This window comes from Streptomyces sp. UG1 (genome assembly GCF_049974585.1).
GTDB lineage: Bacteria > Actinomycetota > Actinomycetes > Streptomycetales > Streptomycetaceae > Streptomyces.
On record NZ_JBNGGG010000002.1, the window covers coordinates 85,647 to 112,472 of the forward strand.

General features: G+C 71.6%; 22 protein-coding genes. 7 read left to right on the top strand and 15 right to left on the bottom strand.

Going from position 1 to position 26,826, the window contains the following annotated elements; genetic code table 11:
• Positions 1-113 precede the first annotated feature (113 nt).
• The 4 genes from ACP4J3_RS02665 to ACP4J3_RS02680 form a co-directional block, all read right to left on the bottom strand.
• Positions 114-887: a class I SAM-dependent methyltransferase gene (locus tag ACP4J3_RS02665; protein ID WP_426529908.1), complete on the bottom strand. Its 774-nt coding sequence runs from the start codon at positions 885-887 to the stop codon at positions 114-116.
• A 95-nt stretch (positions 888-982) separates the two neighbouring features.
• The gene (locus ACP4J3_RS02670) at positions 983-2,200 is read right to left on the bottom strand and encodes an aminotransferase class V-fold PLP-dependent enzyme (RefSeq protein ID WP_426529910.1); all 1,218 of its coding nucleotides are present in this window, start codon (positions 2,198-2,200) and stop codon (positions 983-985) included.
• 4 nt (positions 2,201-2,204) lie between these two features.
• A complete protein-coding gene (locus ACP4J3_RS02675; protein WP_426529912.1) occupies positions 2,205-3,524 on the bottom strand; it encodes a pyridoxal-phosphate dependent enzyme in 1,320 nt (439 codons plus the stop codon).
• Positions 3,521-4,990 (bottom strand): Y4yA family PLP-dependent enzyme, encoded by a 1,470-nt coding sequence (locus tag ACP4J3_RS02680; RefSeq protein ID WP_426529914.1) that lies wholly within the window; start codon positions 4,988-4,990, stop codon positions 3,521-3,523. Before ACP4J3_RS02680 ends, ACP4J3_RS02675 begins: the two co-directional genes overlap by 4 nt.
• Positions 4,991-5,238: 248 nt before the next feature.
• On the opposite strand from ACP4J3_RS02680, the gene ACP4J3_RS02685 reads away from it, so the two are divergent.
• The gene (locus tag ACP4J3_RS02685; RefSeq protein ID WP_426529916.1) at positions 5,239-7,482 is read left to right on the top strand and encodes a WD40/YVTN/BNR-like repeat-containing protein; all 2,244 of its coding nucleotides are present in this window, start codon (positions 5,239-5,241) and stop codon (positions 7,480-7,482) included.
• A gap of 44 nt (positions 7,483-7,526) precedes the next feature.
• Here the strand turns inward: ACP4J3_RS02685 and ACP4J3_RS02690 are convergent, their stop codons facing one another.
• Both ACP4J3_RS02690 and htpG read right to left on the bottom strand, forming a co-directional pair.
• Positions 7,527-7,937: a VOC family protein gene (locus ACP4J3_RS02690; RefSeq protein WP_426529918.1), complete on the bottom strand. Its 411-nt coding sequence runs from the start codon at positions 7,935-7,937 to the stop codon at positions 7,527-7,529.
• 100 nt (positions 7,938-8,037) lie between these two features.
• A complete protein-coding gene (gene htpG, locus ACP4J3_RS02695) occupies positions 8,038-9,936 on the bottom strand; it encodes a molecular chaperone HtpG (RefSeq protein ID WP_426529920.1) in 1,899 nt (632 codons plus the stop codon).
• A 205-nt stretch (positions 9,937-10,141) separates the two neighbouring features.
• Here htpG and ACP4J3_RS02700 point away from each other — a divergent pair, with 205 nt between their 5' ends.
• Positions 10,142-10,564, top strand: coding sequence for a hypothetical protein (locus ACP4J3_RS02700; RefSeq protein ID WP_426529922.1), 423 nt, complete (start codon positions 10,142-10,144; stop codon positions 10,562-10,564).
• Between the two features lie 28 nt (positions 10,565-10,592).
• Positions 10,593-11,012 (top strand): hypothetical protein, encoded by a 420-nt coding sequence (locus ACP4J3_RS02705; protein WP_426529924.1) that lies wholly within the window; start codon positions 10,593-10,595, stop codon positions 11,010-11,012.
• A gap of 15 nt (positions 11,013-11,027) precedes the next feature.
• Here the strand turns inward: ACP4J3_RS02705 and ACP4J3_RS02710 are convergent, their stop codons facing one another.
• Positions 11,028-11,768, bottom strand: coding sequence for a class F sortase (locus ACP4J3_RS02710; protein WP_426529926.1), 741 nt, complete (start codon positions 11,766-11,768; stop codon positions 11,028-11,030).
• A gap of 229 nt (positions 11,769-11,997) precedes the next feature.
• Entirely contained in the window at positions 11,998-12,594 is a 597-nt protein-coding gene (locus ACP4J3_RS02715) for a hypothetical protein (RefSeq protein WP_426529928.1), read from the bottom strand.
• Between the two features lie 224 nt (positions 12,595-12,818).
• On the opposite strand from ACP4J3_RS02715, the gene ACP4J3_RS02720 reads away from it, so the two are divergent.
• Positions 12,819-13,856: an acyltransferase family protein gene (locus ACP4J3_RS02720; RefSeq protein WP_426529930.1), complete on the top strand. Its 1,038-nt coding sequence runs from the start codon at positions 12,819-12,821 to the stop codon at positions 13,854-13,856.
• 9 nt (positions 13,857-13,865) lie between these two features.
• On the opposite strand, the gene ACP4J3_RS02725 is transcribed toward ACP4J3_RS02720, so the two are convergent.
• The 3 genes from ACP4J3_RS02725 to ACP4J3_RS02735 form a co-directional block, all read right to left on the bottom strand.
• Positions 13,866-14,462 (bottom strand): TetR/AcrR family transcriptional regulator, encoded by a 597-nt coding sequence (locus tag ACP4J3_RS02725; protein ID WP_426529932.1) that lies wholly within the window; start codon positions 14,460-14,462, stop codon positions 13,866-13,868.
• Between the two features lie 18 nt (positions 14,463-14,480).
• The gene (locus tag ACP4J3_RS02730; RefSeq protein ID WP_426529934.1) at positions 14,481-16,544 is read right to left on the bottom strand and encodes a discoidin domain-containing protein; all 2,064 of its coding nucleotides are present in this window, start codon (positions 16,542-16,544) and stop codon (positions 14,481-14,483) included.
• Positions 16,545-16,697: 153 nt separating this feature from the next.
• Positions 16,698-17,474, bottom strand: coding sequence for a class I SAM-dependent methyltransferase (locus ACP4J3_RS02735; protein WP_426529936.1), 777 nt, complete (start codon positions 17,472-17,474; stop codon positions 16,698-16,700).
• Positions 17,475-17,594: 120 nt separating this feature from the next.
• On the opposite strand from ACP4J3_RS02735, the gene ACP4J3_RS02740 reads away from it, so the two are divergent.
• Positions 17,595-18,296: a CPBP family intramembrane glutamic endopeptidase gene (locus tag ACP4J3_RS02740; RefSeq protein ID WP_426529938.1), complete on the top strand. Its 702-nt coding sequence runs from the start codon at positions 17,595-17,597 to the stop codon at positions 18,294-18,296.
• 19 nt (positions 18,297-18,315) lie between these two features.
• Here the strand turns inward: ACP4J3_RS02740 and lpdA are convergent, their stop codons facing one another.
• The 4 genes from lpdA to ACP4J3_RS02760 all read right to left on the bottom strand — a co-directional run bounded on the left by lpdA (position 18,316) and on the right by ACP4J3_RS02760 (position 24,807).
• The gene (lpdA, locus tag ACP4J3_RS02745) at positions 18,316-19,728 is read right to left on the bottom strand and encodes a dihydrolipoyl dehydrogenase (RefSeq protein WP_426529940.1); all 1,413 of its coding nucleotides are present in this window, start codon (positions 19,726-19,728) and stop codon (positions 18,316-18,318) included.
• A gap of 178 nt (positions 19,729-19,906) precedes the next feature.
• The gene (locus ACP4J3_RS02750) at positions 19,907-20,743 is read right to left on the bottom strand and encodes an SCO2400 family protein (protein WP_426529942.1); all 837 of its coding nucleotides are present in this window, start codon (positions 20,741-20,743) and stop codon (positions 19,907-19,909) included.
• A gap of 132 nt (positions 20,744-20,875) precedes the next feature.
• Positions 20,876-24,055, bottom strand: a complete 3,180-nt coding sequence (locus ACP4J3_RS02755; protein ID WP_426529944.1) for an amidohydrolase family protein — start codon at positions 24,053-24,055, stop codon at positions 20,876-20,878.
• Positions 24,056-24,216: 161 nt separating this feature from the next.
• Positions 24,217-24,807: a hypothetical protein gene (locus ACP4J3_RS02760; protein ID WP_426529946.1), complete on the bottom strand. Its 591-nt coding sequence runs from the start codon at positions 24,805-24,807 to the stop codon at positions 24,217-24,219.
• Positions 24,808-24,979: 172 nt separating this feature from the next.
• Between ACP4J3_RS02760 and ACP4J3_RS02765 the strand changes: the two genes are divergently transcribed.
• Positions 24,980-26,218 carry a sensor histidine kinase gene (locus ACP4J3_RS02765; protein ID WP_426529948.1) on the top strand — a complete coding sequence of 413 codons (1,239 nt, stop codon included), beginning with the start codon at positions 24,980-24,982 and terminating at the stop codon, positions 26,216-26,218.
• Positions 26,215-26,817, top strand: a complete 603-nt coding sequence (locus ACP4J3_RS02770) for a DNA-binding response regulator (protein ID WP_426529950.1) — start codon at positions 26,215-26,217, stop codon at positions 26,815-26,817. The genes ACP4J3_RS02765 and ACP4J3_RS02770 overlap by 4 nt, the downstream gene beginning before the upstream one ends.
• Positions 26,818-26,826: the final 9 nt, after the last annotated feature.

Genomic DNA, 26,826 nt, shown 5'->3' on the forward strand with positions numbered 1-26,826 from the left:
CACATCGAACTCCGGGGCGAGTCTCAAACGTCGCGAAACAGTACGCACGCTGTCAAGGTGCCCGATGAATCCTTTAGCAGCGCTTGGTGACGAAGGGGGCGGACCGGACCCGGTCAGCGGATGGCCACGACCACATGGCTGTCGCCGTACTGCCAGACGGAACCGGCGTGCCTGAACCCCGCCCGCCGCAGCAGCCGTTCGTGCGCGGACACGGACAGGCTCGGCGCGCCGCCGCTCCCACCGGCCGGCTGCCTGCGCCGGCGCTCGGCGAGCAGGTCGGACAGCTCGGGGTCCTGGGCGACGGCCGTCCACCAGGAGGCCCAGTCCTCGTGAGCCAGGGCGCGCCCGCGTTCGGCGTGACGGCGGCCGACGCGTCCGGCGAGGTCGGCGAGCGTGATGTCGTCGTGCGGGAAGTGGTCGCCGTTGACGAGGACGCCGCCGGGCCGCAGCAGTGCCGCGAGCTGCCGGTAGGTGCGGTGCAGGGTGTCCGGGTCCAGGTAGTGCAGGGCCGTCGTCGACACGGCCGCGTCCAACGGGCGATCGAGGCACAGGGCCTGCGTCCAGCCCTCCTCGCCGATCACCGCGTCGACATAGCGGGCCGCGTCCGCGTGATGGGTGCGGGCCAGCTCCAGCAGCAGCGGGTCCATGTCGACGGCGACGAGGTCCGCCTGCGGCAGCCGCCGGGCGAGCCGGGCCGCCAGTGAGCCGGGGCCGCAGCCGAGGTCGACGACGAGCGGCCGGGCCGGGGGGCGGCCCTGGTCCGTCACCGCCTGTTCGACCACATCGGCGATCACCGTGAACCGCTCCTCGCGGTCCACGGCGTATCGCTGCTGCTGGAGCTCCCAGCGCCGCACCCATCGCTCCGCCGTCGCCAGGCTCAGGCCCATCCGGTCGTGCCACCTCGCCGTTCCACACCCGTACGCATCCTCTGCGCCAGACCCTACAGGTGGAAACGGTTCCCATTCCCCCTAACGGCGGTACGTCATCCGAGGGAGGCGAGGACGCCCAGCAGCCGGTCGACCTCCTCGACGGTGTTGTAGACGTGCAGGCTCACCCGCACCGAGCCGGTGCTCTCCCCCGCCCTGCCCTGGCAGTGCTGGTCGGAGCGGACCATGAAGCCGTGGCTGAAGAGGATGAAGCCGAGGTCTCCCGAGTCGATGGCCCGGTGGCGGAGGGTGACGATGCCCTGACGCCGCTGGACGGGTGAGTCGGCGGCCAGGCTGGACTGGCAGCCCAGGATCTCGTAGGCGTCGAGGTGACGCAGGCCCTCGGTGAGGCGGGCCGCGAGTTCGACCGTCCATCGCTCGATCCGGTCGGCGCCGGCCGCGTCCAGCCAGTCCAGGGCGGCGGCGAGGGAGGCGATGCCGACCGTGTTGGGGGTGCCCGACCAGCCGCCCGGTGTGAACTCGGGTCCGCGTGCCTGGCGGGCCCAGACGGCTCCCGTGCCGGGCAGGGCCATGGCCTTGTGCCCGGAGAAGACGACGAAGTCGACGTCCAGTTCGGCCACGGACACCGGCAGATGGCCGACGCTCTGGGCGGCGTCCAGGCAGATGACCGCGTCCGGTCCGACGGCCCGGCGGATGCGGTGGACGTTCATGTTGCCGCCGTACACGTGGTGGACGTGGCTCGCGGCGACGAACCGGGTGCGCGGACCGGCCAGTTCGGCGAGGGCGGTGTGGTCGTAGTCGCCGGACGCCGCCTGGTACGGCATCGGCCGCACGTGGATGTCGACGCCCTGCCGGGCCAGTTGGCGCTGGGTCTCCAGCCAGGGGGCGATGTTGGCCTCGTGGTCGGCGACCGGGACGACGATCTCGTCGCCGTCGGCGAGGAGCCCGGGCAGCCAGTCGCGGGCGACGGCGCGCAGGCCCTCGGTGGTACCGCTCGTGAAGTGCACGGCCGAGCGCTCCGGCGCGGGGTCGGCGAGGAACAGCTTCACCCGCTCGCGGGCCTCCTCGACCAGGGTCGTGGTCCGGTTGGCCCAGGTGTAGGTGCCGCGTCCGGCGTTGGCGTTGGTGGTGGTGAGGTAGGTGTGGACGGCGTCGAGCACGGCCTGCGGCTTCTGGGCGGTGGCCGCGCTGTCCAGATAGGACTGTTCCGGGTGGGCGGTGATGATCGGGAACTGGGCCCGCAGGGCGTGCTGCCAGTCCGCCAGATCCTGGACGGGGACGGGCACCTGGGCGTCGGTCCTGGACACGGTCATGCGGTCAGTCCCGGACCAGGGGCGCGCCCGCGTCGCGCCAGGCGATGATGCCGCCGGTCAGGCTGCGGACACCGGGGTGGCCCATGCGGGTCAGCAGGGCGGCGTAGCGGGCGGACTTCTCGCCGACCGGGCAGGCCAGCAGGACCGGGCGGGTGCGGCTGAACGGCAGGCCGCCGTGCAGGAGTTCCTCGAAGAGCTCGTCGACGATGTTGACCGATCCGTCGATGTGCAGGGCGGCGTAGGCGTAGGGGCTGCGCAGGTCGATCACGAGCGGCTCCCCGGTGGCGATCCATGCCTGGGCGTCGGCGACGCCGAGGGCCGGTGCCGTGCGGATCTCGGCGTCCGAGAGGTCGGCCGGGGAGTTGTGGCGGCGGGGGCGGCCGAAGAGGTCGGGGCGCCGCTGGCGGACGTAGCTCAGATAGCTCTCCACGCGGTCGCAGACGATGAAGACCGCTGACTGACGTTCCGTCAACTCTGCGTCAACACCGCGTAGTTGTCGTATCGCGCCGAAGAAGGCCGCGCCTCCGGTGGGTCCGGCGAGGATGCCGCAGCGGCGGTTGAGGGTCAGCATGCCCTCGATGGCCTCGTCGGCGCTCACCGGCTCGATCGTGTCGTAGGTGCCGGGGTCGAACAGACCCACCTCGTGCGCCTCGTCGATGGTGCGGATGCCGGGGATGAAATCGGACTTGGCGGCGACCAGGCCGACGACTCTTACGGCGGGGTCGTGCTCGCGCAGGGCGCGGGCGACGCCGGTGGAGGAGCCCGCGGTGCCCACGCAGGCGACGAACCAGTCCGGGGCCCGGCCGTCGAGGTCCTTGACGATCTCCGGTCCGGTGCCGGTGAAGTGGGCCTCGGTGTTGCGCGGGTTGAAGTACTGGTCGGTGTGCAGGAAGGTGCTGCCGGGCTCGGACAGGGTGCGGTGGAACTGGGTGAGCGGGTCGTCGGTGTCGGTCGGGTCCAGGCACTCGCTCTGGCCGGGCAGTTCCTCGATCTCCGCGCCGAGCAGCAGGAGCAGGTCCTTGATCTCCGGGATGCGCATCCGGTTGGTGACGCTCTTGAAGGTCCGTCCGTGCATGCCCGCGAGGACGGCGAGGGCCTTGGCGGTGTTGCCGCTCGACAGCTCGACGACCTGGCCGCCCTGCCCGGGCGCGGCGGCCAGATGCGGGCGGGCCATGTTCCAGGCGGCCCGGTCCTTCACCGAACCGAAGGGGTTGAGCAGTTCCAGCTTGGCGTACAGGTCGATGTGGCTCAGGCCGTGCACGGCCGGGTCGATGCGCACCAGCGGTGTGTTGCCGATGGCCTCGGTGATGCTGTCGTACCTCACTGCGCTCCCCCCACGGGTGTGGTCGGCCAGTACTGGTCGTCCAGGCACCAGCGCCATCGGTCGCCCTCCTGCCAGACGGCGACCTTGCGCGCGGCGGGCTGGTGCTGGGCACGGGTGGCGTGGAAGTCCATGCAGTAGCCGGCCGTGTTGGCGAAGGCCAGCACATCGCCTGGGGCGGGGCGGCGGGGCAGGAAGACCGTGCGGCGGGTGATCAGGTCGGACTCCAGGCAGCGGCTGCCGAAGAGGTGCACGGCGACCGGTTCGGCGCGGTCCGCGCCCGCTGTGTCCCGCGGGACGACGACCGGGTCCATGAGCACCCCGTGGTCCTCCAGCGCCACGTCGTCGGCCTTCGCCGCCAGCCGTACGGCCAAGGGGCCGCCGGCCTCCTGGTCGCGCACCTCCAGGACCTTCGTCAGGGTCAGTCCGCACTGGTCGAGGAGGGCTCGGCCGGGTTCGGTGTGCAGGTCGTAGAGATGTTCGAGGAGCAGCGCGGCCAGGGGGCGGCCGCCGAGGGAGGCCGCCGGGTGCGCGAGCAGTTCGTCGAGGTAGCGGGCGCCCGCGATCGGACGGTACGCCGGGTACAGGCCGAGTGTGCCGCGCAGGGTGCCGGATTCGTTGCGCAGTCCGTAGCCGTGGCCGCCGTATGTCAGGGGCGGGCGGATGCCCAGTACGGCTTCGGTCAGTTCGGTGGTGTACCGCTCCCATTGGCCGCCGTCGGCAAGGTAGTTGACGCCGAATCCGCCGCCGATGTCCACGGCCCGGGGCCTGAGCCCCCGGCTGCGGCACTCCTCCAGGACCCGCAGACAGCCTTCCAGGGCCGTGGCCTTCTCGGTGAGGCTCGTCGTGTCCATGTGGTACGCGACGCCGACCAGGTCGACCACGTCGCCGTGCCGCTCGACGGTCTCCAGCAGCGGGGCCGACTCCCCCACGGCGGTGCCGAATCGGCTGCGGCGGCTGAGCACCCGGACGCCGGACGTCTCGAACCCGGACAGCCGGAGCAGGACCCGGGTGCGGGGCAGCGCGTGTTTGCGTACCAGTGTGGCGAGTTGGTCCAGTTCGCCCCGGGTGTCGAGGCTCACGGTGACCGAGGTGCGCGCCGCCAGCCACAGGAACTCCGGGTTCTTGGGGCCGGTGGCGGTGATCCGGTCGGGGGTGAAGCCGGCGCCGAGGGCGTGTTGCAGCTCGCCGAGCGAGGCGACGTCCACCCCGGCGTCCGTGGCGGCGAGCCGCCGCAGCAGGGCGCTGGACCGGTTGGCCTTGTGGGCGAAGAACACCTGGCCGGACAGGTGGTGGGAGCCGTACACCGAGCGGAACCGCTGGAGATTGTCGGCGAGTTGGTCGGGGACGACGATGTTCAGCGGAGACCCGAGAGCGTCGGTGAGTGTGTGCAGCAGCTCCGGCGAGTTGGCCAACGAGCGTATTCGCGACTCCAGCCGCGGTTCGAGATACAAGGGCTGCCCGCCCATGCCTGGCCCTCCTCAGCACCTCGGGCCCGACCTCCCGGGCACTGCCGATCACTCCCCGCGGATTCGCCGTATAGCTCCTTTCCCTTCCTTCGGGCGCTTTACGCCCTGTACCTACCCACGTGGGCGGTACGTCAACAGCCTCGGCCCCACTCCCGCCACTTCCGTTCACATGCGCGCTCTTCTGCCCAACTGGCTTCTCTCGTACCGTCGTTCCGGTTGCAGACAGCCTTGACGACGGAAGGGTCCACATGGGCAGAGGTGTGCTGTCACTGGTTCTCGCCACGGTCACCGGAGCGGCGTTGCTCACGGCACCGGCGGCCGCCGCGCCACCCCCGCCGTCCGGGGCGTCGGCGCCGCCCGGGCCCTCCGACGTGTACCGGCCGGTCCGTGGACCGTCCGCGCCCGCGGAGTACCGCTACCTCCAGAAGACCCTGCCCGGGGAGTCGATGCCGCGCCACGCGCATGACCGCGCCGCCGCGCAGGCCCGCGAACTGCCCACGGTCGGCGGGCGCTGGAAGAGCGTCGGGCCCACCAACATCGGCGGACGGATCGTCTCCCTCGCCCTCGACCCGAAGCGTGCCGACACCCTGTACGCCGCGGCGGCGAGCGGCGGTCTGTGGCGCAGCACCGACGCCGGGGCGACCTTCCACTCGGTGTGGCCCGACAGTTGGACGCAGGCCATGGGGGCGGTGGCCACGGCCCCGGACGGCACCCTGTACGTGGGCACCGGCGAGCCCAACCCGGGTGGCGGGAGCATCACTTACGAGGGGACGGGCCTGTACCGCAGCCGGGACGGCGGCCGGACGTGGACGCCGATCGGCCTGCGCGACTCCGGCGCGATCAGCGCCATCACCATCGACTCCGCCGACCCGCGCCGCATCTACGTCGCCGCGGCCGGCTCCCTCTACAACGGCGGCGGGGACCGCGGCGTCTACCGCTCGCAGGACGGCGGCGCCACCTGGGAGCGGATCCTCGCCGGTGCCAACGAGTTCACCGGCGCCACCGAGATCGTCGTCGACGGCGACCGGCTGTACGCCGTGCTGTGGGACCACCGCCGAACGCCCGGACTGCGGACGTACGGCGGGGTCGGCTCGGGCGTCTTCCGCAGCACGGACGACGGCGCGACCTGGCAGCGGCTCGGCGGCGGGCTGCCCGCCGAGGGCCCGGACGTGGGACGGATCGGCCTCGCGGTCGCGGGCGAGAAGCTCTACGCGATCGTCAACAAGGCGAGCGGCCCCTTCGAGGGCTTCTACGCCTCCTCCGACGGCGGCGACTCCTGGACCCGCACCCCGGCCAACGCGGATCTGACGGGCTCGCAGTCCAGCTTCGGCTGGTGGTTCGGCAAGGTGTGGATCGACCCCCGCAGCAGCGAGCACGTCCATGTGGCCGGCGTCCCCCTGATGACCACGAAGGACGGCGGCGCCACCTGGACGGCCGACGACACCAGCATGCACGTCGACCAGCACGCCATGGTGTGGGACCCGCGTCGCCCGGGACGCGTCTACCTCGGCAACGACGGCGGCGTCTACCGCTCCGACGCGAACGGCGACGGCGGCTGGGTCAAGTCCCGCCACCAGCCCTACACCCAGCTCTACAGCGCGGCGATCAGCCCCCAGGACGTCACCCGGATCTCGGGCGGGGCCCAGGACAACGGCTCCCTGCGATCGTGGGGCGGCGAGAAGTTCAACGAGTACCTCGGCGGCGACGGCGAGGAGAACCTCATCAACCCGACCGACGTGAACAACGTCTTCGCCTGCTACCAGTACGGCAACTGCTTCCGCTCCACCGACGGCGGTGACACGCTCACGTACTTCGCGGACAGGACGACGTACCAGCGGCGCAACTGGTTCACCCCCGTGGAGTTCGACCCGCGCGACCCGAAGATCCTCTACTACGGCTCCGAGGTGCTCAACCGCTCCACGGACGGCGGCGCGACCTGGAAACCGATCAGCCCGGACCTGAGCGGCGGCCCGGGCCCGGACCCGATCTACACCAACTACGGCACGATCACCTCGATCGCCCCGGCGAGCGACGGACGCACGGTGTACGCCGGCACGGACGACGGCCGCGTGTGGGTCACGAGGAACCTCGGGGCGACCTGGACGAAGCTGGCCGAGGGGCTGCCCTGGGTGACCCGGGTGGTCGTCGACCCGAAGAACCCCGACCGCGTCTGGACCACCCACTCCGGCTACCGCTCGGGCTCCCCGCTGCCCCATGTGTACGGCAGCACGGACGGCGGCCGGCACTGGCGGAACCTGTCGGGCAACCTCCCGGCCGCACCCGTCAACGACCTGGTCGTCGCCCGCGGCGGCGTCCTCTACGTCGGCACCGACCAAGGCGTGTTCACCAGCGTCAAGGGCGGCGGGCACTGGCTGCGGCTGGGCCGCGGGATGCCGCAGGTGCCGGTCGACGACATCGAGTACGACGCGGGTCACCACCGCCTGGTGGCGGCGACCTTCGGCAGGGGTTTCTATGAGCTGACCACGCTCTGACCGCCACCAGATACGCGATCGACGGTGGGGGCGCTGTGTTCGGCTCAGCGCCCCTCCCCGGCGATATTGACCATCCAGGTGATGCCGAAGCGGTCCGTGCACATGCCGAAGACATCGCCCCACATCTGCTTCTCCAGCGGCACCGCCACCGAGGCGTCGGCGGACAGCTTGTCCCAGTAGCCGCGCAGTTCGGCGTCGTCGTCGCCGCTCAGGCTCACCGAGATGTTGTTGCCGGGCCGGTGGTCGCCCGTCGGGGTGTCGGCGGCCATCAGGGTGAAGCCGTTGGGGGCTTCGAGCATGCCGTGCATGATCTTGTCGGCCAGCGGGGTGTCCCTCTGGCCGAACTCGGCGTAGGTGTTGAGGTTCAGGGTGCCGCCGAAGACGTCCTGGTAGAACTCCAACGCCTGGCGGGCGTCACCGGCGAAGGTGATGTACGGGTTGAGACGCGAGGCCATGAATCCTCCTGGAACGGGGCCGGAAGCCGACTCCAAGGAAGCTAGCGCGGGCCACTGACAATGGCCCGCGCAGACGCCCACACGGCCTACGGCACCCGAACTACAGGGTGCGCTCCAGCCGGTCGGCCACCAGCTTCACGAAACGCGCGGGGTCCTTGGGCTGGCCACCCTCGGCGAGCACCGCCAGCGTGTGGAGCAGTTCGGCGGACTCGACGAGCCCGGAGCGGTCCTCGCGCTCCTTGTACGCCTGGTTCAGGCCCTTCACCAGCAGGTGCTCGGGGTTGAGCTCCAGGATCCGCTTGGTGCGCGGCACCTCCTGGCCCATCGCGCGGTACATGTTCTCCAGGGCCGGCGTCAGATCGTGCGCGTCGGAGACGACACAGGCCGGAGAGACGGTGAGCCGCGTCGACAGCCGCACCTCCTTGATGTCCTCGTCGAGCTGCTCCCCCATCCAGCCGAGCAGCCCGGCGTACTCCTCGGCCCGCTCCCCGTCGGCCTTCTCATCCTTCTCTCCGTCGAGGTCGATCTCGCCCTTGGTGACGGACCGCAGTTTCTTGCCCTCGTACTCGCCCACGGCGTCGACCCACACCTCGTCGACGGCGTCGGTGAGCAGCAGCACCTCGATGCCCTTGGCGCGGAACGCCTCCATGTGCGGGGAGTTCTCGATGCTCTGCCGGGACTCGCCGGTGATGTAGTAGATGTCGTCCTGGCCGTCCTTCATCCGCTCCACGTACCGCGCGAGCGTGGTCGGCTCGTCGTCGGAGTGCGTGGTGGCGAACGAGGCGACGGCGAGGATGGCCTCGCTGTTCTCGGAGTCGGTGACCAGGCCCTCCTTGAGGACCGTGCCGAACTCCCGCCAGAAGGTGGCGTAGCGGTCGGTGTCCTTGGTCATCATGTCCTTGACCGTGGACAGCACCTTCTTGGTCAGCCGGCGCTGCATCATCCGGATGTGCCGGTCCTGCTGGAGGATCTCGCGCGAGACGTTGAGCGAGAGGTCGGCCGCGTCGACGACGCCCTTGACGAAGCGCAGGTAGGGCGGCAGCAGCGCCTCGCAGTCGTCCATGATGAAGACGCGCTTCACATAGAGCTGGACGCCGCGCTTGAACTCCCGTGTGAACAGGTCGTGCGGGGCGTGCGAGGGGATGAACAGCAGGGACTGGTACTCGAAGGTGCCCTCGGCCTGGAGCCGGATGGTCTCCAGGGGCTCGCGCCAGTCGTGGCTGATGTGCTTGTACAGCTCGTGGTACTCGTCGTCGGACACCTCGTCGCGCGAGCGCGCCCACAGGGCCTTCATGGAGTTCAGCGTCTCGGGCTCGGGCGCGGCGTCGCCGTCGCTCGCGGAAGCGGCCTCCGGGACCATCCGGATCGGCCAGGTGATGAAGTCCGAGTACTTCTTGACGATCTCCCTGATCTTCCAGGGCGAGGTGTAGTCGTGGAGCTGGTTCTCGGGGTCGGCGGGCTTGAGGTGGAGGGTGACCGACGTGCCCTGCGGCGCGTCGTCGACCGTCTCAAGGGTGTACGTGGCCTCGCCGCGCGACGTCCAGCGGGTGCCCTGGGTCTCACCGGCGCGCCGGGTCACCAGCGTCATCTCGTCCGCCGCCATGAAGCCCGAGTAGAAGCCGACGCCGAACTGTCCGATGAGCCCCTCGGCCCCGGCCTCGTCCTGCGCCTCGCGCAGTTCCTTCAGGAAGGTGGCCGTACCCGAGTTGGCGATGGTGCCGATGAGCTTGCCGACCTCGTCGTACGACATCCCGATGCCGTTGTCCCGCACCGTGAGGGTACGGGCCTCCTTGTCGACGTCGATCGCGATGTGCAGGTCGGACACATCGGCGTCGAGCGCGTCGTCCCGCAGCTTCTCCAGGCGCAGCTTGTCGAGCGCGTCGGAGGCGTTGGAGACGAGCTCGCGCAGGAAGACATCCTTGTTCGAGTAGACCGAGTGGATCATCAACTGGAGCAGCTGACGGGCCTCTACCTGAAACTCAAACGTCTCGGTCGGCATGGTGGGCGAGTACCTCACAGATTCAGTCGCCGGAATGGGTCGCAGTCACTGTAAGACACGAGGTCAGCGCGGAGTGCCGCGATACCGGACCCGGCCCCCGCCCGCGCGGGCCCGAGCCACCCTGAGACAACACAGGCTGTCTCCCGTCCCGTTCGGTGCCAAGGTCGGGGTGCATCGACGCTCGACACGATCGATTGGAGGAGCGATGCCCACATCACGCCTGCTCACCTCCCGGCGCGGGCCGGCGGCCGTCGCGGGGGCGGCCGCCGTCCTGCTCGCCGGAGCGGGGCTGTTCACCGCCTCCCCCGCCGAGGCCGCCCCGCGTCCGTGCCCCGGCGCCGGACCGGGCGATCCGGCCCGCTGCGCCCGGGTGATCGGCATCGACCCGGGCTCGGCCCTGGTGATGCGCACCGCGCCGCGCTACGGCGCGTCGGCGGTGGCCCGCTACGGCAACGGACAGTGGCTGGAGCTGTCCTGCTGGACCACCGGCGACCCGGACGCCGACGGCCACGGCTACCGCTACTGGATGCAGGTCTCCACGCCCAGGTCCTGGGGATACGTCAACGACTGGTATCTCGACACCGGGGGCCCGAACACCTGGAAGTCCCAGCTCCCGCAGTGCCGCTGATCCCGGCGAACAGGCAGAAGGAGCCCTCATGAACCGGCCCAGGCCCACGACACGTCTGCGCGCCCTCACCGTCGCGGGTGCCGTACTCACCGTCGCCGCGTCCGCCGTCCTGACCTCGGCGGGCCCGGCCGGCGCCGCGATCCACACCTGCAGCATCTCCGGCGACCGGGCGAAGTGCGCCTACGTCACCGGCATCGACGCCGGGTCCCACCTGGCCGTACGCACCGGTCCGCACTACAGCGCCCCGAAGTCGCCGGTCTTCGGCCGGTACCACAACGGGGACGAGCTCGGCCTGATCTGCTGGACCACGGGCGACGGGGACGCGGACGGGCACGGCTACCGCTACTGGATGCGGGTCGACAACGGCATCGGGGACGGGTACGTCAACGACTGGTACCTGGACACCGGCGGCCCGAACACCTGGAAGTCCCAGCTCCCGCGGTGCTGAGCCGCCGGCCGCGGTTCACACGAGGTGGGCGAAGACCACCAGGTTCGCGGTGTAGTCCTTGATCTGGCGGTCGTAGGCGCCGGCGCAGGTGATGAGCCGGACCTGGGCGCGGGGGGTGTCGCTGTACACGCGGTCGCTCGGGAAGTGGTCCTTGTCGAAGGTCTCCACGCTGTCGACCTGGAAGGACGCCTTGCGCCCGTCGGCCCGCGCCACCTGGAAGCGGTCCCCCTTCCGCAGTTCTCTGAGGTTGGCGAAGACCGCGGCGGAGGTGGCCGTGTCCACATGGCCGGCGATGATCGACGTGCCCGGCTCGCCGGGGGACGCTCCATTGGCGTACCAGCCGACGAGGTTGGTGTTGCCGGCCGGCGGGGGTTCGAGCCGACCGGCCCGGCCGATGGCGAGGTCGACGAACGGCGCGTCGACCGAGATCTTGGGGATGGTCAGGCGCACCGGCCGGGACCGTCGCAGATACTTGCCCACCGGCCGGTCGGCGGGCGGGGACCTGTCCGCCGACGGGCCGTGCGAGTCGGCTGGCGAGGGGGCGGCCGGTTCGACCGCCGGCGGTACGGCCCCCGCGCGGCGCGTGTCGGACGCCTGGTCCTCGCCGCCGCCCAGGGTGACCGCCAGCACCATGACGGCGATCGCACTCCAGAAGGTCGCCACAGCCGCCCGCCTTATCCGCCGTGAGGTAACGGAACCGGCGGTGTCGGAAGGGGCCGGATCGGTATCGGGGGAAGGGGAACAGCCGGCGGCCATCGGGCACCACCTCATTCGGGCATGGCAGCGAATACAGCGGACGGGGGAACGGACGGGGCCGCCGCGACGCGCGGCGCACGTGCGGCGGCCACAGCGGCTGGGGGGTGTGGTGAAGGTTCCCGTGCGGTGCCCGCGCCCGCCGCGGCAGCGGCTGCTGTCACAGCCGCGTGCCGGGCGCCGTGGGTGCTGTGCGGGACCTTCACAACACGCCCTGGGGCATCGGGCATGGTCAGGCCACGGTTCCGGATGCCTTCTTGCGGCGCAGCGCGTAGATGCCGGTGCCGGCGACCGCGAGTGCGGCCAGTCCGCCCGCGGTCACACCCGGTGTGGCGAGGCCGCCGCCGCCCGTGTGCATCCCGCCGTGCGGCTTGCCGTGCCCGGAGCGCCAGGACTCCTCGTCGTGGTCACCGCCCCAGGAGTCCCCGTGGTCGCCCTTCCACGAGTCGTCGTCGTGGCCGCCGCCCCACTTCTCGTGTCCGCCGCCCTTGCCGCGGTAGCTGTCCGGGTCGTGCTTCGGATCCTTGTGGCCGCCCCAGTCGTCGCCGTTGGTCACGGCGGCGGCCAGCGCTCCGCCACCCGTGTGCATCCCGCCACGCGGTTCGTCGTGCTTGCCCTCCTTCTCGTGCTTCTTGTTGTACGACTGGTCGTGGTCCTCGGACTTTCCATGGTCCTTGGGCTTGCCGTGGTCCTTCGGCTTGTCGGTTTCCTTGCTGTAGGAGCTGTCGTCGTTGTCCCAGTCACCTGCGGTGACGGCATAGGCGGCGGGCGCGATCGCCAGCGCGGCCGTGGCCGTCGCGGTGGCCAGCAGCATGCGGACAGAGCGCATAGTGAGTCCTTCCGTCATGACCTGGGCGGTTGACGCTTCATCACCACTGGGGCCAAGCCTTGACGTGATCCACCGTCAGCCATGTCCTCCGGGCGCACCATTCGAAGCGATCACATGGGTTACGGCCCCACCCTGTCGGCCCTGTCGCGACACGCCGGGCATTCGGGTGACCGGTGCGCCGCCCCCGGAGGTTTGCGCTGTTCCGAAGTGGTGAGGCGCGTGGGATGTCTCAACGGGACGCGTTCTTCGACAACGCCAAGTACGCGGCGATCGTCCTGGTGGCCGTGGGGCACGCCTGGGAGCCGCTGCGGGACGGCAGCCGGACCGTCAGCGCCATGTACATGCTGGTGTACGCGTTCCACATGCCGGCCTTCATCGTGATCTCCGGCTATTTCTCGCGCAGCTTCGACGGCCGTCCGAAACAGCTCAAGCGCCTGGTCAGCGGCCTCGTCGTGCCGTATGTCGTGTTCGAGACGGCGTACACCCTGTTCACCCGGTGGACGGACCAGGAGCCGGACCGGCCGATCAGTCTGCTGGACCCGCTGTATCTGACGTGGTTCCTGGCGGCGCTGTTCCTGTGGCGGCTGACGACCCCGCTGTGGCAGCGGGTGCGCCTGCCGGTGCCGCTCGCGCTGGCCGTGGCCATGCTGGCCACGCTCTCACCGTCGATCGGCAACGACCTCGACCTGCAGCGCGCCCTACAGTTCCTGCCGTACTTCGTGCTGGGTCTGTCGCTGCGGCCGGAGCACTTCCGGATGGTGCGGCGCCGTGCGGTGCGGATCGCGGCCGTGCCGGTGTTCGCGGGCGCGTTCGTGGTGGCGTACTGGGCGGTGCCGAGGATGACCGGCGCCTGGTTCTACCACCGCGACAGCGCGGGGGAGCTGGGGGCGCCCGAGTGGTACGGGGTGCTGATGACGCCGGTCCTGTTCGGCTGCTCGCTGGTGCTGGTGGCGTGCTTCCTGTCCTGGGTGCCCGGGCGGCGGATGTGGTGCACCGCGCTGGGCGTGGGCACGCTGTACGGCTATCTGCTGCACGGGTTCGTCGCGCAGGGCTCCAAGTACTGGGGCTGGTACGACCCCGCCTGGATGCACCGGCCGCTCGGCGCGGTCGTCGTCACCCTGGTGGCCGCGGCGGTGGTGACGGTGCTGTGCACGCCCCCCGTCCGGCGGGCCCTGCGCTTCGTGGTGGAGCCGGAGCTGCGGTGGCTGCTGCGGCGGGAGGCGGCGGAGCCGGACCGGGAGCGGGTCGCCGCACGGACGTGACCTGCCGGGTCAGGCCTCGCCGACCAGTGCCGCCATGTATGCGGAGACGGTGTCGAGGATGTCGTTCCAGGCCTCCTCGTCGCCGAGCACGAGGTAGTTGAGGGTCAGGCCGTCGGTCATGGCGGCCAGGTAGCGGGCCAGGACGGGGGCGGGGACGCGCAGGCGCAGGCCCATGGTCTGCCGCAGCTGGTCGATGAGGTCGGCGTACGTCTCGGCGTACAGCTCGTACTGCCGGCGCGCCAGATGTTCGAAGCCGGGCTGGCGCAGGGCGTACTGGGTCAGCTCGTAGGTGAGCATGTGCTCGTCGGGGTGGGCGCGGACGTGGTCCCAGTACGCCTGGAAGCCGGCCCGGACGGTCTCGTCGAGGGTGGCCCGGGGCCGCAGGGCGTCCTTCACCAGCGTCACGTAGTGCTCGGTGATGGTGGTGATGACGGACTCGATCAGCTCCTGCTTGGAGTCGAAGCAGTAGTGGAAGACGCTCAGCGAGACGCCGGCCTCGGCGGCGATGGACCGGGTGGTCGTCCTGGGGACGCCGTCCCGGGCCATCGCCCTGATCGCGGCCTCGGTGAGCTGTCGCCGCCGCTCGGCGGACGGCAACCGTGCCATGGGACCCTCTCTTGGGTGTCAGTTGCTGTGGACGCCTACCTCGAAGAGGGAGTAGCCCCAGTCGGTGCCGCGCTCCAGCCCCTGGACGCGGACGTATCTGGCCGGTGTGCCGGTGAACCTGGCCGTGTCCAGGCCGCCGTCGCCGGAGGCCGTGGACCAGGCGGTCCGCCAGTTCTCGCCGTCGGTGGAGAGTTCGATACGGTACGCCTTTCCGTACGCGCGCTCCCAGTCGAGGGTGACCCGCCTGACCAGCTCGGTGGAGCCGAGGTCGACCTGGAACCACTGGTCGTCGCTCCAGTCGCTCGCCCAGCGGGTGCCGCCGTCGCCGTCGACGGCCCGGTTCGGCCGGTAGCTCGTGAACAGGCTCCACTCCGAGGAACTCGCCGACGCGGTCGCGCCGCGCGCCAGGTTCACCCCGGCCTCGTGGCCCTCGGAGGCCGCCCAGGTGTCGAGGTAGGACTCGGCGCCCCGGAAGAGGTCGTCCACCGTGTCCTGGCCGCCGACGCGGCGGATGTCCTCGATCCAGTCCGGGACCAGGCCGTAGTGGGCGGCTCCGTCGGTGTTCAGGTCCCAGGTGCGCTCGCCGGTGGTCTGCCGGTCGATGACGGAGCCGCCGTCGACGCTCTTGAAGGGGTACGTCACCTTGTTCGGCGCGTCCGCTCCGCGCGGGGCCGGCCAGCCGCCGACGCCGTTCATGTCGGTGCCGTAGCCGTAGCCCACGCCGTACTTGTCGCGCAGGGCCTCGGTGCGCCTGGCCTCCGCGACGAAGCCCTCGGAGCCGTGCATGTACTGGGCGATGAAGCCGCCGAGGCCGTAGACCCGTTCGGTCCAGTTCAGGTCCATCCAGCTGTGCGAGGAGAGCACGCCGGGGTAGGAGGCGGCCTCGAAGATGTCGAGCACCCGGCCGGTGGCCTTGACGCTCATGTGGTCGATCTCGAGCATCATCTTGCGTTTCATCATGCCCCGTACGGCGTATTCGCCGAGTTCGGTGAGCCCTCTCACGTTGCACTGGGCGTCCGCCCTGTACGAGGGGACCTCCACGCCCGCCGGGAGTTCCTCCTCGGCCTCGGGCGCCGCGGCACCGCCGATGGGGTTGTCGTGCTGCGGGCCGGTGCACTTCTCGGTCTTCCAGAAGGTGCCGGTCGACAGGAACTGGCCCACGTTGATGGCCGTTCCGAGGCCGCCCTCGTCGAAGCGGACGCCGCACAGGGCGTTGTCGAACTTGTGGCACAGGAACATGCTGCGCACGCCCAGCGCGTGCAACTCGTCCAGGCCCTTGTCGATGTCGGCCTTGTCGCACTGCGCGATGTCGAGGACCTGCTTGCAGCCGAAGGGCTCGGAGGTCTCGACGCCGAGGATGACCGCCAGCTTGCCCTGCTCGATGACCTCACGGGCCTGCGCGCTGTCGGTGACGATGCGGAACCAGCCCTTTCCGGGGCCGCCGTACATCTTGTCGATGAAGGCCTGCATGTCGTACGTCAGCTTGGCCTGCAGCCGGATGGACGTCATCTCGTCGCAACCGCGGTCCTTGAAGAAGTACACGGAGCAGATCACGCCGTTGGTGACGAGGTCGTTGACGAGCACCCGCTGGCCGCCGCGCCAGGCCCGCTCCACCCAGGCGTAGTAGTTCTGCTGGTGGGTGAGCGAGTCGTGCGCGGGCCAGTCCTTGAAGGTGGGCCAGCCGACCGGGTCGTGCTTGCCGTCGCCGCCGTTGGTGATGAAGTCGAAGATCGCGAGCGAACCGTCGGGGTAGTGCTCGGGGCAGTCCTTGAGCGCGTCGGCGACCCCGGCTTCGGAGAACGGCTTGCCGCAGATGAGGCGTCCGCCGAAGGCCTCGTTGGAGAACAGGTGGTTGTGCGCGTCGACGAAGCCGCGCACCTCCTTCTGGGCGTTGGTGCCGGTGAACGGCTCCCCGGTGACGTTGATCTGCGAGTCCGGCGCGGGCCGTGCGGTCGGGTCCCACCAGTCGGCGCCGGCCGCGGAGCTCGGTGTGGGTCCGAACGTGAGGGACAGCACGAGCAGGAGGAGCGACACAACGGTGACGTTCTTGTGTCTGCGGTACGCACGTCCGGCACTGGTCATGGCCCATGTCCCTCGGTCGGCGGGAGAGCGGGGTCGAGTTGTCATGACCTCGCACAACGTGCCACGAGGGTGGCCAGTGCCGCATGCCGAGTCAAGAGTCCGGGACAGATGACCTACTGACCGGAAACAAAAAGTTACTGACGGGGCATCGATTCACCCCGCGTGCGTGACCCGGATTTTCGACTGCCGGTGCGGGAGCTCCTCCCAGTCCGCCATGAAGCGGGCCCGCAGCCCGTGCTTCTCGGCGAGCGCGAGGAGGGTCTCGGTGCGGTAGTAGAAGTCCTCCCGCAGCACATGGTGCTCCGTGCCCTCGGTGCGGTCGAAGGTGAAGTCGAACCAGCCGTCGGGCGCCAGCACCCGGCCGACGTTGGCCAGGCACTCCTCGATGACCGGCAGCGGTGAGTGCGAGAAGACGCTGTGCGCGTGCACGACGTCGAAGTGGGCGTCGGGCAGGAACCGCAGGGTCAGATCGCGCACCGGGGTCAGCGTGGGCAGCCGTCGCTGCAGGTCCATCTCGACGACGGTGTCCTGCGCGGCGAAGAGGATGTCGGGCGAGATGTCGATGCCGTAGTAGTGGCCGGGCTCCAGATGGCGGATGAACCGCCAGCCGCCGCGCAGGTTGCCGCAGCCGATCTCCAGCATCCGGTGCTCGGGGCGCAGCCCGTGGCCGACGAGGTAGTCGAACTGCATCGCCCCGAGCGCCAGCCACCGCTCCCGGTTGTGGCTGCCGACGGCGGCGTCCGGGTCGGCCCGGGTGTCGGAGCGCATCACGGCCCGGTAGTAGGAGACATGGTCCGGGTGGCGGCGGCGCAGCCAGATGTCGCGGGCGGAGCGGGCCAGATGGCGGGGCACTCGGTCGGGGTGGCGCAGGGCGTAGGCCAGGCGATGGCCGAGGGCCGCGCGGTTGGCGGTGAGGTTCTTGGCCGGCATGTCGATCGTGCCTCCCTGGGTCGGGGTACCACCGAGGATGCGCACTGTAGTGGTGGGGCGCCACAGGTGGGGGTCTGTGCTGTGGGCTGACCGCCCGCGCCGGGGGATGCTGGAACCCGGATGCGGATCACCTGTGCTGTCGCCGTGCTCGCCGCCGCGAACCTGCTGAACAACTGGCTCGCGCGGGGCCCCGCCCTGTACGTGGTCATCTGCGTGATCGCGACCGCCGTCCTGCTGCTGATCGCCCGCTGGGACGGTCTCACCCGGGCCGACCTGGGGCTCGACGCGGCGGCGGTGCGCCGGGGACTGCGGTGGGCTCCGGTGCTGGTGGGGATCGTTCTGCTGGTGCTGCTGGTGCTGCTCGCCGTGCCGACCGGGCGCGAGGCGTTCCGGGACGCCAGGGCCACGGAGCTGTCGCTGGGGCGGATGCTGTGGGGAGCGCTGGTGCGGGTGCCGTTCGGGACCGTGCTGCTCGAGGAGATGGCGTTTCGTGGCGTGTTGTGGGCGATGATCCGGCGTCGGCACGGAACGGCGTGGGCGACGGGGGTGTCGTCGGTGCTGTTCGGGCTGTGGCACTTGATGCCCTCCCGGGGCATCAACCGCTCCAACGCCGCTGCCGCCTCCGTCTTCGGCGACGGCCCGGGCGGCGTGGCCCCGACGGTGGCCATGGCGATCGTGGCCACGGCCCTCGCCGGGGTCGTGCTGTGCGAGCTGCGCCGCCGCTCCGGCAGCCTGATCGCGCCGATGACCCTGCACTGGGCGGTGAACGGCCTCAGTTACGCACTGGCCTGGTCGGCGGCCCGCTGGTGGCTCGACGGCTAGGGCGGGTGCCGCCCCGACCTCAGAAGTTGATCATGTGGCCGGCGAGACCGTGGACCGCCTCCTTGACCGCCTCGCCGAGCGTCGGGTGGGCGTGGACGTTGCGGGCCACCTCATGGACGGTCAGGTCCCACTGCTGGGCCAGGGTCAGCTCGGGCAGCAGTTCGGTGACGTCCGGGCCGATGAGGTGGCCGCCGAGGAGTTCGCCGTACTTGGCGTCGCTGATCAGCTTGACGAAGCCGGTCGCGTCGCCCAGGCCGTGCGACTTGCCGTTGGCGGTGAAGGGGAACTTCGCCACCTGCACGTCGAAGCCCCGCTCGCGGGCCTGTGCCTCGGTCCAGCCGAAGCTGGCGATCTGCGGCTGGCAGTAGGTGGCCCGCGGGATCATCACGTAGTCGAGTTCCATGGTCTCGGCGTCCGCGATGGTCTCGGCGGCGACGATGCCCATCGCCTCGGCGGCGTGCGCGAGCATCAGCTTCGCCGTCACGTCGCCGATGGCGAAGATGTGCGGGACGGAGGTACGGCAGCGGCCGTCGACGTCGATCGCGCCGCGCTCGGTGACGCTCACACCGGTGGTCTCCAGGCCGTAGCCGGAGACGTTCGGCGCGAAGCCGATCGCCTGGAGCACCTTGTCGGCCTCCAGCACCTGCTGGGCGCCGTCCTTGCCGGTGACCGTGACGCGCACCCGCTCGCCGGACTCGTCGACCGCGTCGACCCGGGTGGAGGTGAGCACGTCGATGCCCAGCCTGCGGTACTGCTTGGCGAGTTCGGCGGAGACCTCGGCGTCCTCCAGCGGGGCCATGCGGTCCAGGAACTCGACGATGGTGACCTTCACGCCGTAGTTGTGGAGCACATACGCGAACTCGACGCCGATCGCCCCGGCGCCGGCGATGATGATCGAGCCGGGCAGTTCCTCGGCCAGGATCTGCTCCTCGAAGGTCACCACGCGGGAACTGCGCCGGGTCCCGGGGAGCAGCTTGGGCGTGGCGCCGGTGGCGATGATGCAGTGGTCGAAGCCGATGGTGCGGGTGGCGCCGTCGGAGCCGGCCACCTGGAGGGTGTGCGGGTCGAGGAAGGTGCCGCGGCCGTCGAACTCGGTGATCTTGTTCTTCTTCATCAGGTAGTGGACGCCCTTGACCCGGCCGTCGGCGACCTTGCGGCTGCGGCGGAACGCCTCGCCGTAGTCGAAGGAGACCTGCCCGTCCACCTTGATGCCGAAGGTCTTCGCCTCGCGGGTGAAGATGTGCGCCAGTTCGGCGTTGCGCAGCAGGGCCTTGCTGGGGATGCAGCCCACGTTCAGACAGACGCCGCCCCAGTACTTCTCCTCCACGACCGCCACCCGCTTGCCCAACTGGGCGGCGCGGATGGCGGCGACATAGCCGCCGGGCCCCGCTCCGAGGACCACGACATCGAAGCGATCGTCCTGCTCGACCATGGGGAACGTTCCTTCCTGAGGGCGTCGTCCTTGCTCTGCCGGCGCCGGACCCCGTCGGGACGGCGTCCGGCTTCTTCCAGCATGACCGCATCCACGAGGTTGTGTGGCGATGCGGGAGGGTGACGGTGATCTCAGGTGGCGTGCCGCCGGGGCGGTCAGGTCCCGGTTCCCCGGGTGGTCAGCCGAGGCAGACGAGGTTGAGCACGCAGAGCTGCTCCTGCTCCGGAGAGGTCGCCTCCGGGGCCGGGCTCGTCGGCGCCGGGGACGCGCCGGAGTCCGCGTTGTCGCTCGGCGTCGGGGCCGGCGTCTGCTGCGCGGCCGCCTCGCCGCCGGTGCTGTCGCCGGAGTTCGCCCCTTCGGGGTCCGGGGAGTTGGGCCGGGTCCGCGGGGCCTCGGGCGCGGTGGGGGTCGGGGTGGCGGCGGCGTCCGGTCGGGCGACGTGCCGTGTGGTGCGCGGCGTGGTGACGGACTCGCGCCCAGCGTTGGTCGGGGTCGGGTCCGCGGAGGGCGTGGTGGTGCGCGGGGACTTGTGGGTGTCCGGCGGAGTGGACGCCGGGCGGGCGAACTCCGTCCCCTGCTCCGGCAGGCCCGTGTCCGGTCGTTCGGGCGCGGTGGCCGCCTGGGCCTTGTCGCCGGACCGCTGGTTCATCGCCGAGACGGTCAGGCCGCCGCCGACCAGGGCGACGGCGGTCGCGACCACGGCGCGGCGCTGGTTCTTCTTCCAGCGGGCCCGCTGCCGACGGCGTGCCGCCCGGCCCATCGGGGCGACGGCGGGCGCGCCTTCGACGTCCTCGACCGGAGCGGTCTCGTCCGCGGTGGACCGCGGCGCCGGCTCGTCACGGAAGTAGCCGTCGTACCAGGTGTCGACGGCGGGTGCCTCCGCCCTCGGGCCGGGCGCGGCCGACACGGTGGCGCCCCCTGCCGCAAAGGGAGCGATGTCCGGGGCGTAGGCGCCGCACCCGGGGCATACGAGGGCCCCGTTGAGATGCCGACGGCACGAGGAGCAGTAGTCCATCTACGGTCTTCCTGGGTTCGCCTGGGGGATCGAACGGCCTGCAACGCTAACGAGGCTTTCGACGGCCTGTGTGCAGCCCGGGTGACACTCCTGCGCAGATGTTTCACAAGGTGTGTGCGAACCGTGTCCCGCTCACAGGCCCGGATCGCAGCATCCCTCGCGCCGCATCCGGCGGCTCACCTCCAGCCACTCCTCCCGCGCCCGTCGCCCGGGGGCGGCGTCGAAGGAGTCGACCAGCTCCCCCTGCTCGAACGGCACACCGCCCCGCAGAACGGCCGTCGTCCGGATCAGCGTGGCGAAGTCGGTGAAGGGGTCGCCGTCCACGACCGTGAGATCGGCCAGCTTGCCCTCCTGAAGCGTGCCCAGGTCGGCGTCGGCGCCGAAGACCCGCGCGGGCAGCAGCGTCGCGGTGCGCAGCGCCTCGGCCGGTGAGAGTCCGGCGCGGTGCAGGGCGCGCAGGGCCAGGTGCAGATGCAGTCCGACCGGGACGAGCGGCTGGTCGGTGCCGAGCGCGATCAGACCGCCGCCCGCGAGGATCCGCCGGTATACCTCCATCTCTCTTGCCAGGGTGGCCAGTTGGGCGTCGGTGGGCGGCTGCCCGGCCTGCTCGCGGACGAGCGCGACGTCCCACGGCGGCATGAGCGCGGTGACGCGCGGGTCGTCCGCGAGCCCGGGGTCGGCGCCGAGGAGGGCCAGGGCGGTGAACGGGGTCGCGACGAGGTGGAAGTCGGTGGCGGAGTAGATCTCCTCGACGTCCTGGTAGGAACGGCCGGTCGCGGAGGTCGCGTGCCCGAACTCCAGCCGCTGGGTGGCCTGCAGATGGGTGGTCAGGTCCTGGCCCAACTGCACGCCCGGGCTGCACAGATGGCTGCCGCTGCGCACGCCGAGCCGCTTGTGCCCGAAGTCCGCGGCCTCCTTCATCACCCAGCCCGGGGCGCGCACGTACGTCTTCACGAAGTCCCAGTCCAGCGCCCGGCCGCGCGCCAGCGAGCGGCGCAGTCCCTCGCGGGTGCGGTGGGCGCGGCCCATGCTGTAGGCGACGCGCGCCCCGTCGAGCAGTTCGCCGGTGGCCAGCAACCGGGGCCCGGCGAGCGCCCCGGCGGCGACGGCCTCCCGGACGCGGGCCTGCTCGTAGGCGAAGCCGCCCAGCGAGACGGCCGTGGTGACGCCGTAGGCGAGTTGCAGCGCGGTCTGCCGGCCGCCGTACGTGGTCTGCCAGGGGTGGGTGTGTGCGTCCCACAGGCCCGGGATCACAGTGCGGTCGCTCGCGTCGACCCGGTGGGCGGCCGGGCGGCCGGCGCGGTGCGCGCTCACCTCGGCGATCCGGCCGTCGCGGACGACGACGTCGATGTCCTCGCGGACGTCCGGGCCGGTGCCGTCCCAGAAGCGGCCCGCGTGCACCACCGTGTCGGCCGGGCGCGGCCGGCGGTAGTCCAGCGGGACACGGACGCTACGGGTCCTGCCGCTGGGTACGTCGATCAGGCGCAGGGCGCCCGCGGAGAGGTAGAGCAGGGTGCGGGCGTCGGCGGACCAGGAGGGGTGGTCGGCCGGCTCGGTCGTCAGCCGACGTGGCTCACCGTCCGGGGTGCCGTCGGCGCGGACCGGCAGCAGCCACAGGGCCGACTCGGCGACCACGGCCATCCAGCGGCCGTCCGGGGACCAGACGGGCCCCGAGTCGTAGCGGTCGGAGAGCGAGGTGTGCGGGGCGAGCGCGTGCAGCGTGGCGGTCCCGGTGGTCGTGTCGAGGACCCGGATGAGGTTGTAGCCCTCCCGGAAGCGCTGGTTGAGGCGGTTGCGGTCGCACAGCGCCAGGTACCGGCCGTCGGGCGACCAACTGGGGCGGCCGGGCAGCCCGCCGGAGCCGAGCGGTGCGGCGAGGATCCGTTCGGCGCCGTCGGGCAGGTCGCGCACGACGAGGTTGCCGGACATGTCCAGGCAGGCCAGCCGGTTCCCGTCGGGGGAGAGCGCGGGGAAGACCCGGCCGCCCTCGGCCAGTACGTCCTCCTCCCCCGTATCGAGGTCACGGCGCCGTACGGCGAACAGTCCGGCACGGTCGTCGGCGTACACCAGCGCCGTGCCGTCGGGTGTCCAGGTGGGCGCCAGCACATAGCGGCTGGCGGGGACTTGAAGCACCTTGCGGGGCGCGCGTCCGTCGGTCGTCCCGGCGGTCCACAGCGCGTTGAGGGCGGCGAAGGCGACGCTGCGGCCGTCCGGCGACAGGGCGGGCAGGTGCAGCGCGCGTACGGGACGGGTGCCGGCGCCCTCGAAGTCGTACGCCTTGCCGCGGTAGCGGGGCCGGTGCACGGGCAGGGTGGCGGTGAACGGGATCTCCTCGCCGGCGTCCGGTGCGTCCGGGTCGATCAGGCGGAAGTGCCCGTCGACGGTGAGCAGCAGGCGCCCGGCGTCCGCCCAGCGGGGCGGTGCGGGCAGCAGGTCGCCCCCGACGGCGACGGGCCTGCCGTCCACGACGAGGGTGCAGGACGCCGCGGGTGCGGCGGTGGTGCGCAGGTAGGCCAGGCGTCCGGCCGGCGAGACGGCGGGGGTCATGAGCTGGGCGCCGGAGTCGTCGGTGTGCTCGGTGGTGACCGGGCCCGAGCCGTCGGCGGCCACGCGGGCCACGGTGGTGGCGCGGAGGGTGCCCGTGGCCGTGACGCCGGCCCGCACGAAGAGCACCCCCTCGCCGTCCGGCGACCACGCCGGGTCGAAGTCCTCCCAGCGGGCGTCCTGTCCGGGCCCCTCCTGGCCGGGGCGCCCGGTGAGCCGGGTCAGCTCGCCGGTGCGCACGTCCACGACCCAGATGCGGTACGGGGCACCGGTCACGGTGTCGCCGCCGCGCTCGGAGGCGAAGGCGATCCGGGTGCCGTCCGGCGACCAGGCCGGGCCACGGTCGTCCCACGGTCCGTCGGTGAGCCTGCGCAGTCCGGAGCCGTCGGGCCGCAGCGTCCAGAGGTGGAAGCCGCCGTCGCGGTAGGCGCAGACGACCAGTCGGCTGCCGTCGGGCGAGAACTGCGGGCGGGTGGGTTCGAGGCCGGGCGGGGTGAGCGGGACGGCGGCGCCGCCCTTGCGCGGGAGGGACCAGAGCACGTTCTGCACCTCGGCGACCAGCCGGTCACCGGAGGGGGCGAGGGTCGCGGAGCCGCCCGTGGCCGCGGTGAAGGAGAGGGTGGTCGCCTCGGATGCGGCGGCCGCGACCGGCGTGCCGACGGTGGCGAGCGCCGTGGCAGTGACGGTGGTGGTGGCGGTGGCCTGGAGGAATCTGCGGCGGGAGAGCGGGCCGGAACGCGGGTCGCCGGAGGTGTCTTCGGTGTCCAAGGGAGCTCCCAGTGCGCGGAGTTGGCGGATCGGACGGGAGAGACCACTGGTGGCAACGTAAGGGGCGGGACCCGGTTACGGGCCCCGCCCCCGTCGCTTCTCGGCCATGCCTCTCTCGGCCGTTCCTCTCGGCCGTTCCTCTCGGCCATTCCTCGCGCCGGCTAGACCAGGAACAGCAGTTGGACGGCGACGAATACGTCGATGAGGCCGCAGAACTCGGCGAACGTGCGGGAGACGACCTTGTCGAGCCGCAGATGCACGAAGTCCCAGACGCCGTGGAAGAACCAGCCGGCCGCCACCAGATAGCGGCCCAGATCCGGATCCACCGCCAGCCCGGCCAGCGCGAGCCCGCAGAAGAGGACCGCGCCGACGGCCTGGGCCCCGAACGTGGCCCGCCCGTTCGGGGTTCCGCGGACGGTGCCCCAGGCCAGCAGGACCGCGGCGAAGGCGACGAGGACCGTTGACGGGGCGACCGCGTCCTGCGCCCCGAGGCCGAACACGGCCACCAGCCCGGCCCCGAGCACCGGCCAGGTGTACCGGGGCCGGCCGAGCTGATTGACCATCAGGTAGATCAGCGGCAGCAACGGCAATATCTCCCCCTGGCTGCCGACGGCGTCGGCCAGGTCCTCCGAGCCGGATGCGGCCAGGTTGAAGACGATGACCACGACGGCCAGTGCGGTGGGCCAGCGCCGTTTGAGGGTCGCGGCCGGGTGCGGGTGGTCTGCCGTCGGGTGGGGCGCGGGGGTGGACATGGGGACCTCCGGGTGGGCTCTGTTTTCGGTACCGGGGTGGGGTATCTGCTGACGACACCTCCACCCTGCTCCGCGGCACGGCCCGCCAGTAGTGCCGAATCCCCATGCCCGCGCGTGGCGTTGTCACGGACGGGCATGACATTTGTCATGCGGCGTGGGCCACAATGACCGGGTGGGGGACGGGGCGACGGATCACGGGGCGGCGGGGCTGACGAGCCTTCGCCGCTACACCTGGTGGACCGTGCCGGGCATGATCGCGTGTGTCCTGGCCCTCTTCGTCGGCGCGTGGATCCTGGACGGCGACGTTCCGCTGTGGGCCCGCGCACCGGCCGCTGCCGCGCTGGCGGTCGAGGTGGGGGCGAGCGTCGTGCTGCTGAGCCGTCGACTGGCGCTCCTGCCGGCGGCCGAAGCGCATCCCGGCGGACCGCCCACGGGATGGCTGATCGCCGCGGCCGGGGCCGCAGTCGTGCTCGCGGCGGCTCCCCTGGCGCTGCGGAACTACGGGCTGTGGGCGGTCGCGCCGGCCGTGGTGGTGGCGATCGTCGCGACGTATCTGCCGTCGCGCCGCCGGCGCCTGCTGATCGTGGGCGCGGTGGCCGGCGCGCTGCTGCCCGGGAGCGTCGTCAGCCTGGCCGAGGGGGACGGCGAGTTGGCGTACGCCGCGCTGTTCCCCGCCGGGCTGGTCGCCTTCACGGCCTGGGTGACGCTGGGCCCGCTGTGGGCCTGGGACACCGCTCGGCGGCTGGACGAGGCGCGGCGACTGGAGGCGGAGCTGGCGGTCCGGGAGGAACGGCTGCGGTTCGCCGCCGACCTGCACGACATCCAGGGCCACCATCTCCAGGTGATCGCTCTGAAGGGCGAGTTGGCGGCCCGGCTGGTCGAGACGGACCCGGCGCGTGCGGCCGTGGAGCTGAAGGAGATACGGCGGCTCGCGGCGGACGCCCTCAGTGACACCCGGGCCGTGGTGCGGGGGTACCGGCGTACGACTCTGGACGACGAGATCGCCAACGCGACCCGGGTGCTGGCCGCCGCCGGCATCGACGCGCGGATGACGCTCGACCCCGACGCCGTGGCCACCGCTCTCACCAACGCCGGCCGTCACCTGCTCGGTCTGGTGATGCGGGAGGCCACCACGAATGTCCTGCGGCACAGCCAGGCCGAGCACGCCGGGGTCGAGTACCGGGTCGCGGACGGCTTCGCCAGGCTGCGGGTCGGCAACGACGGCGTGTCGGACGCCCATGTCTCGCCGGAAGGCACCGGACTGCGCGGCCTCGCCGAGCGGCTGGAGGCGGCGGGCGGCGAGCTGACCTGGCGGCGGGACGGGGACCGCTTCGTGGTCACGGCCGCGCTGCCGGTGCCGGCACCGGCCACGCCTGACCCACCCGGCCCCGCGGACGGAGCCACCCGATGATCCGCCTGTTGCTCGCCGACGACGAGGACCTGCTCAGAAGCGCCCTGGCCGCGCTGCTGGCGCTGGAGGACGACCTCACCGTGGTCGCGGAGGCCGCCACTTCCACCGACGCGGTACGGCTGGCCCGCGAGCTGCGCCCCGACATCGCCGTCCTCGACCTGGAGATGCCGCCCACCGACGGGCTGCGTGCGGCCGAGGAGATCCGGGCCGCGCTGAACACGCAGGTCGTCCTGGTCACGCGGCACGCCCGGCCCGCCGTACTGCGCCGGGCCCTGGCCGCCGGGGTGCGCGGCTTCGTCCCCAAGACGACTCCGGCGACCAGGCTGGCCGAGATCATCCGCGACATCGCGGCCGGCCGCCGCTATGTGGACCCGGACATCGCCGCCTCCGCGCTGACCGAGGACGACTGCCCCCTCACCGACCGCGAACTGGAGGTCCTGCGCGCCGCCCGTACGGGCGCGTCGGTCGCCGAGATCGCCACCGAGGTCCATCTGGCCCCCGGCACCGTCCGCAACTACCTGTCCTCGGCCATGTCCAAGCTGGGCGCACCTACCCGCCATGCCGCCGCGCACCGGGCCTGGGAACAGGGCTGGATCTGATGGGCCGGG

What these genes read in the sequence shown, in the direction of transcription:
- ACP4J3_RS02665 (WP_426529908.1), bottom strand. Translation starts at nt 887, where the DNA reads ATGGGCCTGAGCCTGGCGACGGCGGAGCGATGGGTGCGGCGCTGGGAG.
- ACP4J3_RS02670 (WP_426529910.1), bottom strand. Translation starts at nt 2,200, where the DNA reads ATGACCGTGTCCAGGACCGACGCCCAGGTGCCCGTCCCCGTCCAGGAT.
- ACP4J3_RS02680 (WP_426529914.1), bottom strand. Translation starts at nt 4,990, where the DNA reads ATGGGCGGGCAGCCCTTGTATCTCGAACCGCGGCTGGAGTCGCGAATA.
- ACP4J3_RS02685 (WP_426529916.1), top strand. Translation starts at nt 5,239, where the DNA reads ATGGGCAGAGGTGTGCTGTCACTGGTTCTCGCCACGGTCACCGGAGCG.
- ACP4J3_RS02690 (WP_426529918.1), bottom strand. Translation starts at nt 7,937, where the DNA reads ATGGCCTCGCGTCTCAACCCGTACATCACCTTCGCCGGTGACGCCCGC.
- htpG (WP_426529920.1), bottom strand. Translation starts at nt 9,936, where the DNA reads ATGCCGACCGAGACGTTTGAGTTTCAGGTAGAGGCCCGTCAGCTGCTC.
- ACP4J3_RS02700 (WP_426529922.1), top strand. Translation starts at nt 10,142, where the DNA reads ATGCCCACATCACGCCTGCTCACCTCCCGGCGCGGGCCGGCGGCCGTC.
- ACP4J3_RS02705 (WP_426529924.1), top strand. Translation starts at nt 10,593, where the DNA reads ATGAACCGGCCCAGGCCCACGACACGTCTGCGCGCCCTCACCGTCGCG.
- ACP4J3_RS02710 (WP_426529926.1), bottom strand. Translation starts at nt 11,768, where the DNA reads ATGGCCGCCGGCTGTTCCCCTTCCCCCGATACCGATCCGGCCCCTTCC.
- ACP4J3_RS02715 (WP_426529928.1), bottom strand. Translation starts at nt 12,594, where the DNA reads ATGCGCTCTGTCCGCATGCTGCTGGCCACCGCGACGGCCACGGCCGCG.
- ACP4J3_RS02720 (WP_426529930.1), top strand. Translation starts at nt 12,819, where the DNA reads ATGTCTCAACGGGACGCGTTCTTCGACAACGCCAAGTACGCGGCGATC.
- ACP4J3_RS02725 (WP_426529932.1), bottom strand. Translation starts at nt 14,462, where the DNA reads ATGGCACGGTTGCCGTCCGCCGAGCGGCGGCGACAGCTCACCGAGGCC.
- ACP4J3_RS02730 (WP_426529934.1), bottom strand. Translation starts at nt 16,544, where the DNA reads ATGACCAGTGCCGGACGTGCGTACCGCAGACACAAGAACGTCACCGTT.
- ACP4J3_RS02735 (WP_426529936.1), bottom strand. Translation starts at nt 17,474, where the DNA reads ATGCCGGCCAAGAACCTCACCGCCAACCGCGCGGCCCTCGGCCATCGC.
- ACP4J3_RS02740 (WP_426529938.1), top strand. Translation starts at nt 17,595, where the DNA reads ATGCGGATCACCTGTGCTGTCGCCGTGCTCGCCGCCGCGAACCTGCTG.
- lpdA (WP_426529940.1), bottom strand. Translation starts at nt 19,728, where the DNA reads ATGGTCGAGCAGGACGATCGCTTCGATGTCGTGGTCCTCGGAGCGGGG.
- ACP4J3_RS02750 (WP_426529942.1), bottom strand. Translation starts at nt 20,743, where the DNA reads ATGGACTACTGCTCCTCGTGCCGTCGGCATCTCAACGGGGCCCTCGTA.
- ACP4J3_RS02760 (WP_426529946.1), bottom strand. Translation starts at nt 24,807, where the DNA reads ATGTCCACCCCCGCGCCCCACCCGACGGCAGACCACCCGCACCCGGCC.
- ACP4J3_RS02770 (WP_426529950.1), top strand. Translation starts at nt 26,215, where the DNA reads ATGATCCGCCTGTTGCTCGCCGACGACGAGGACCTGCTCAGAAGCGCC.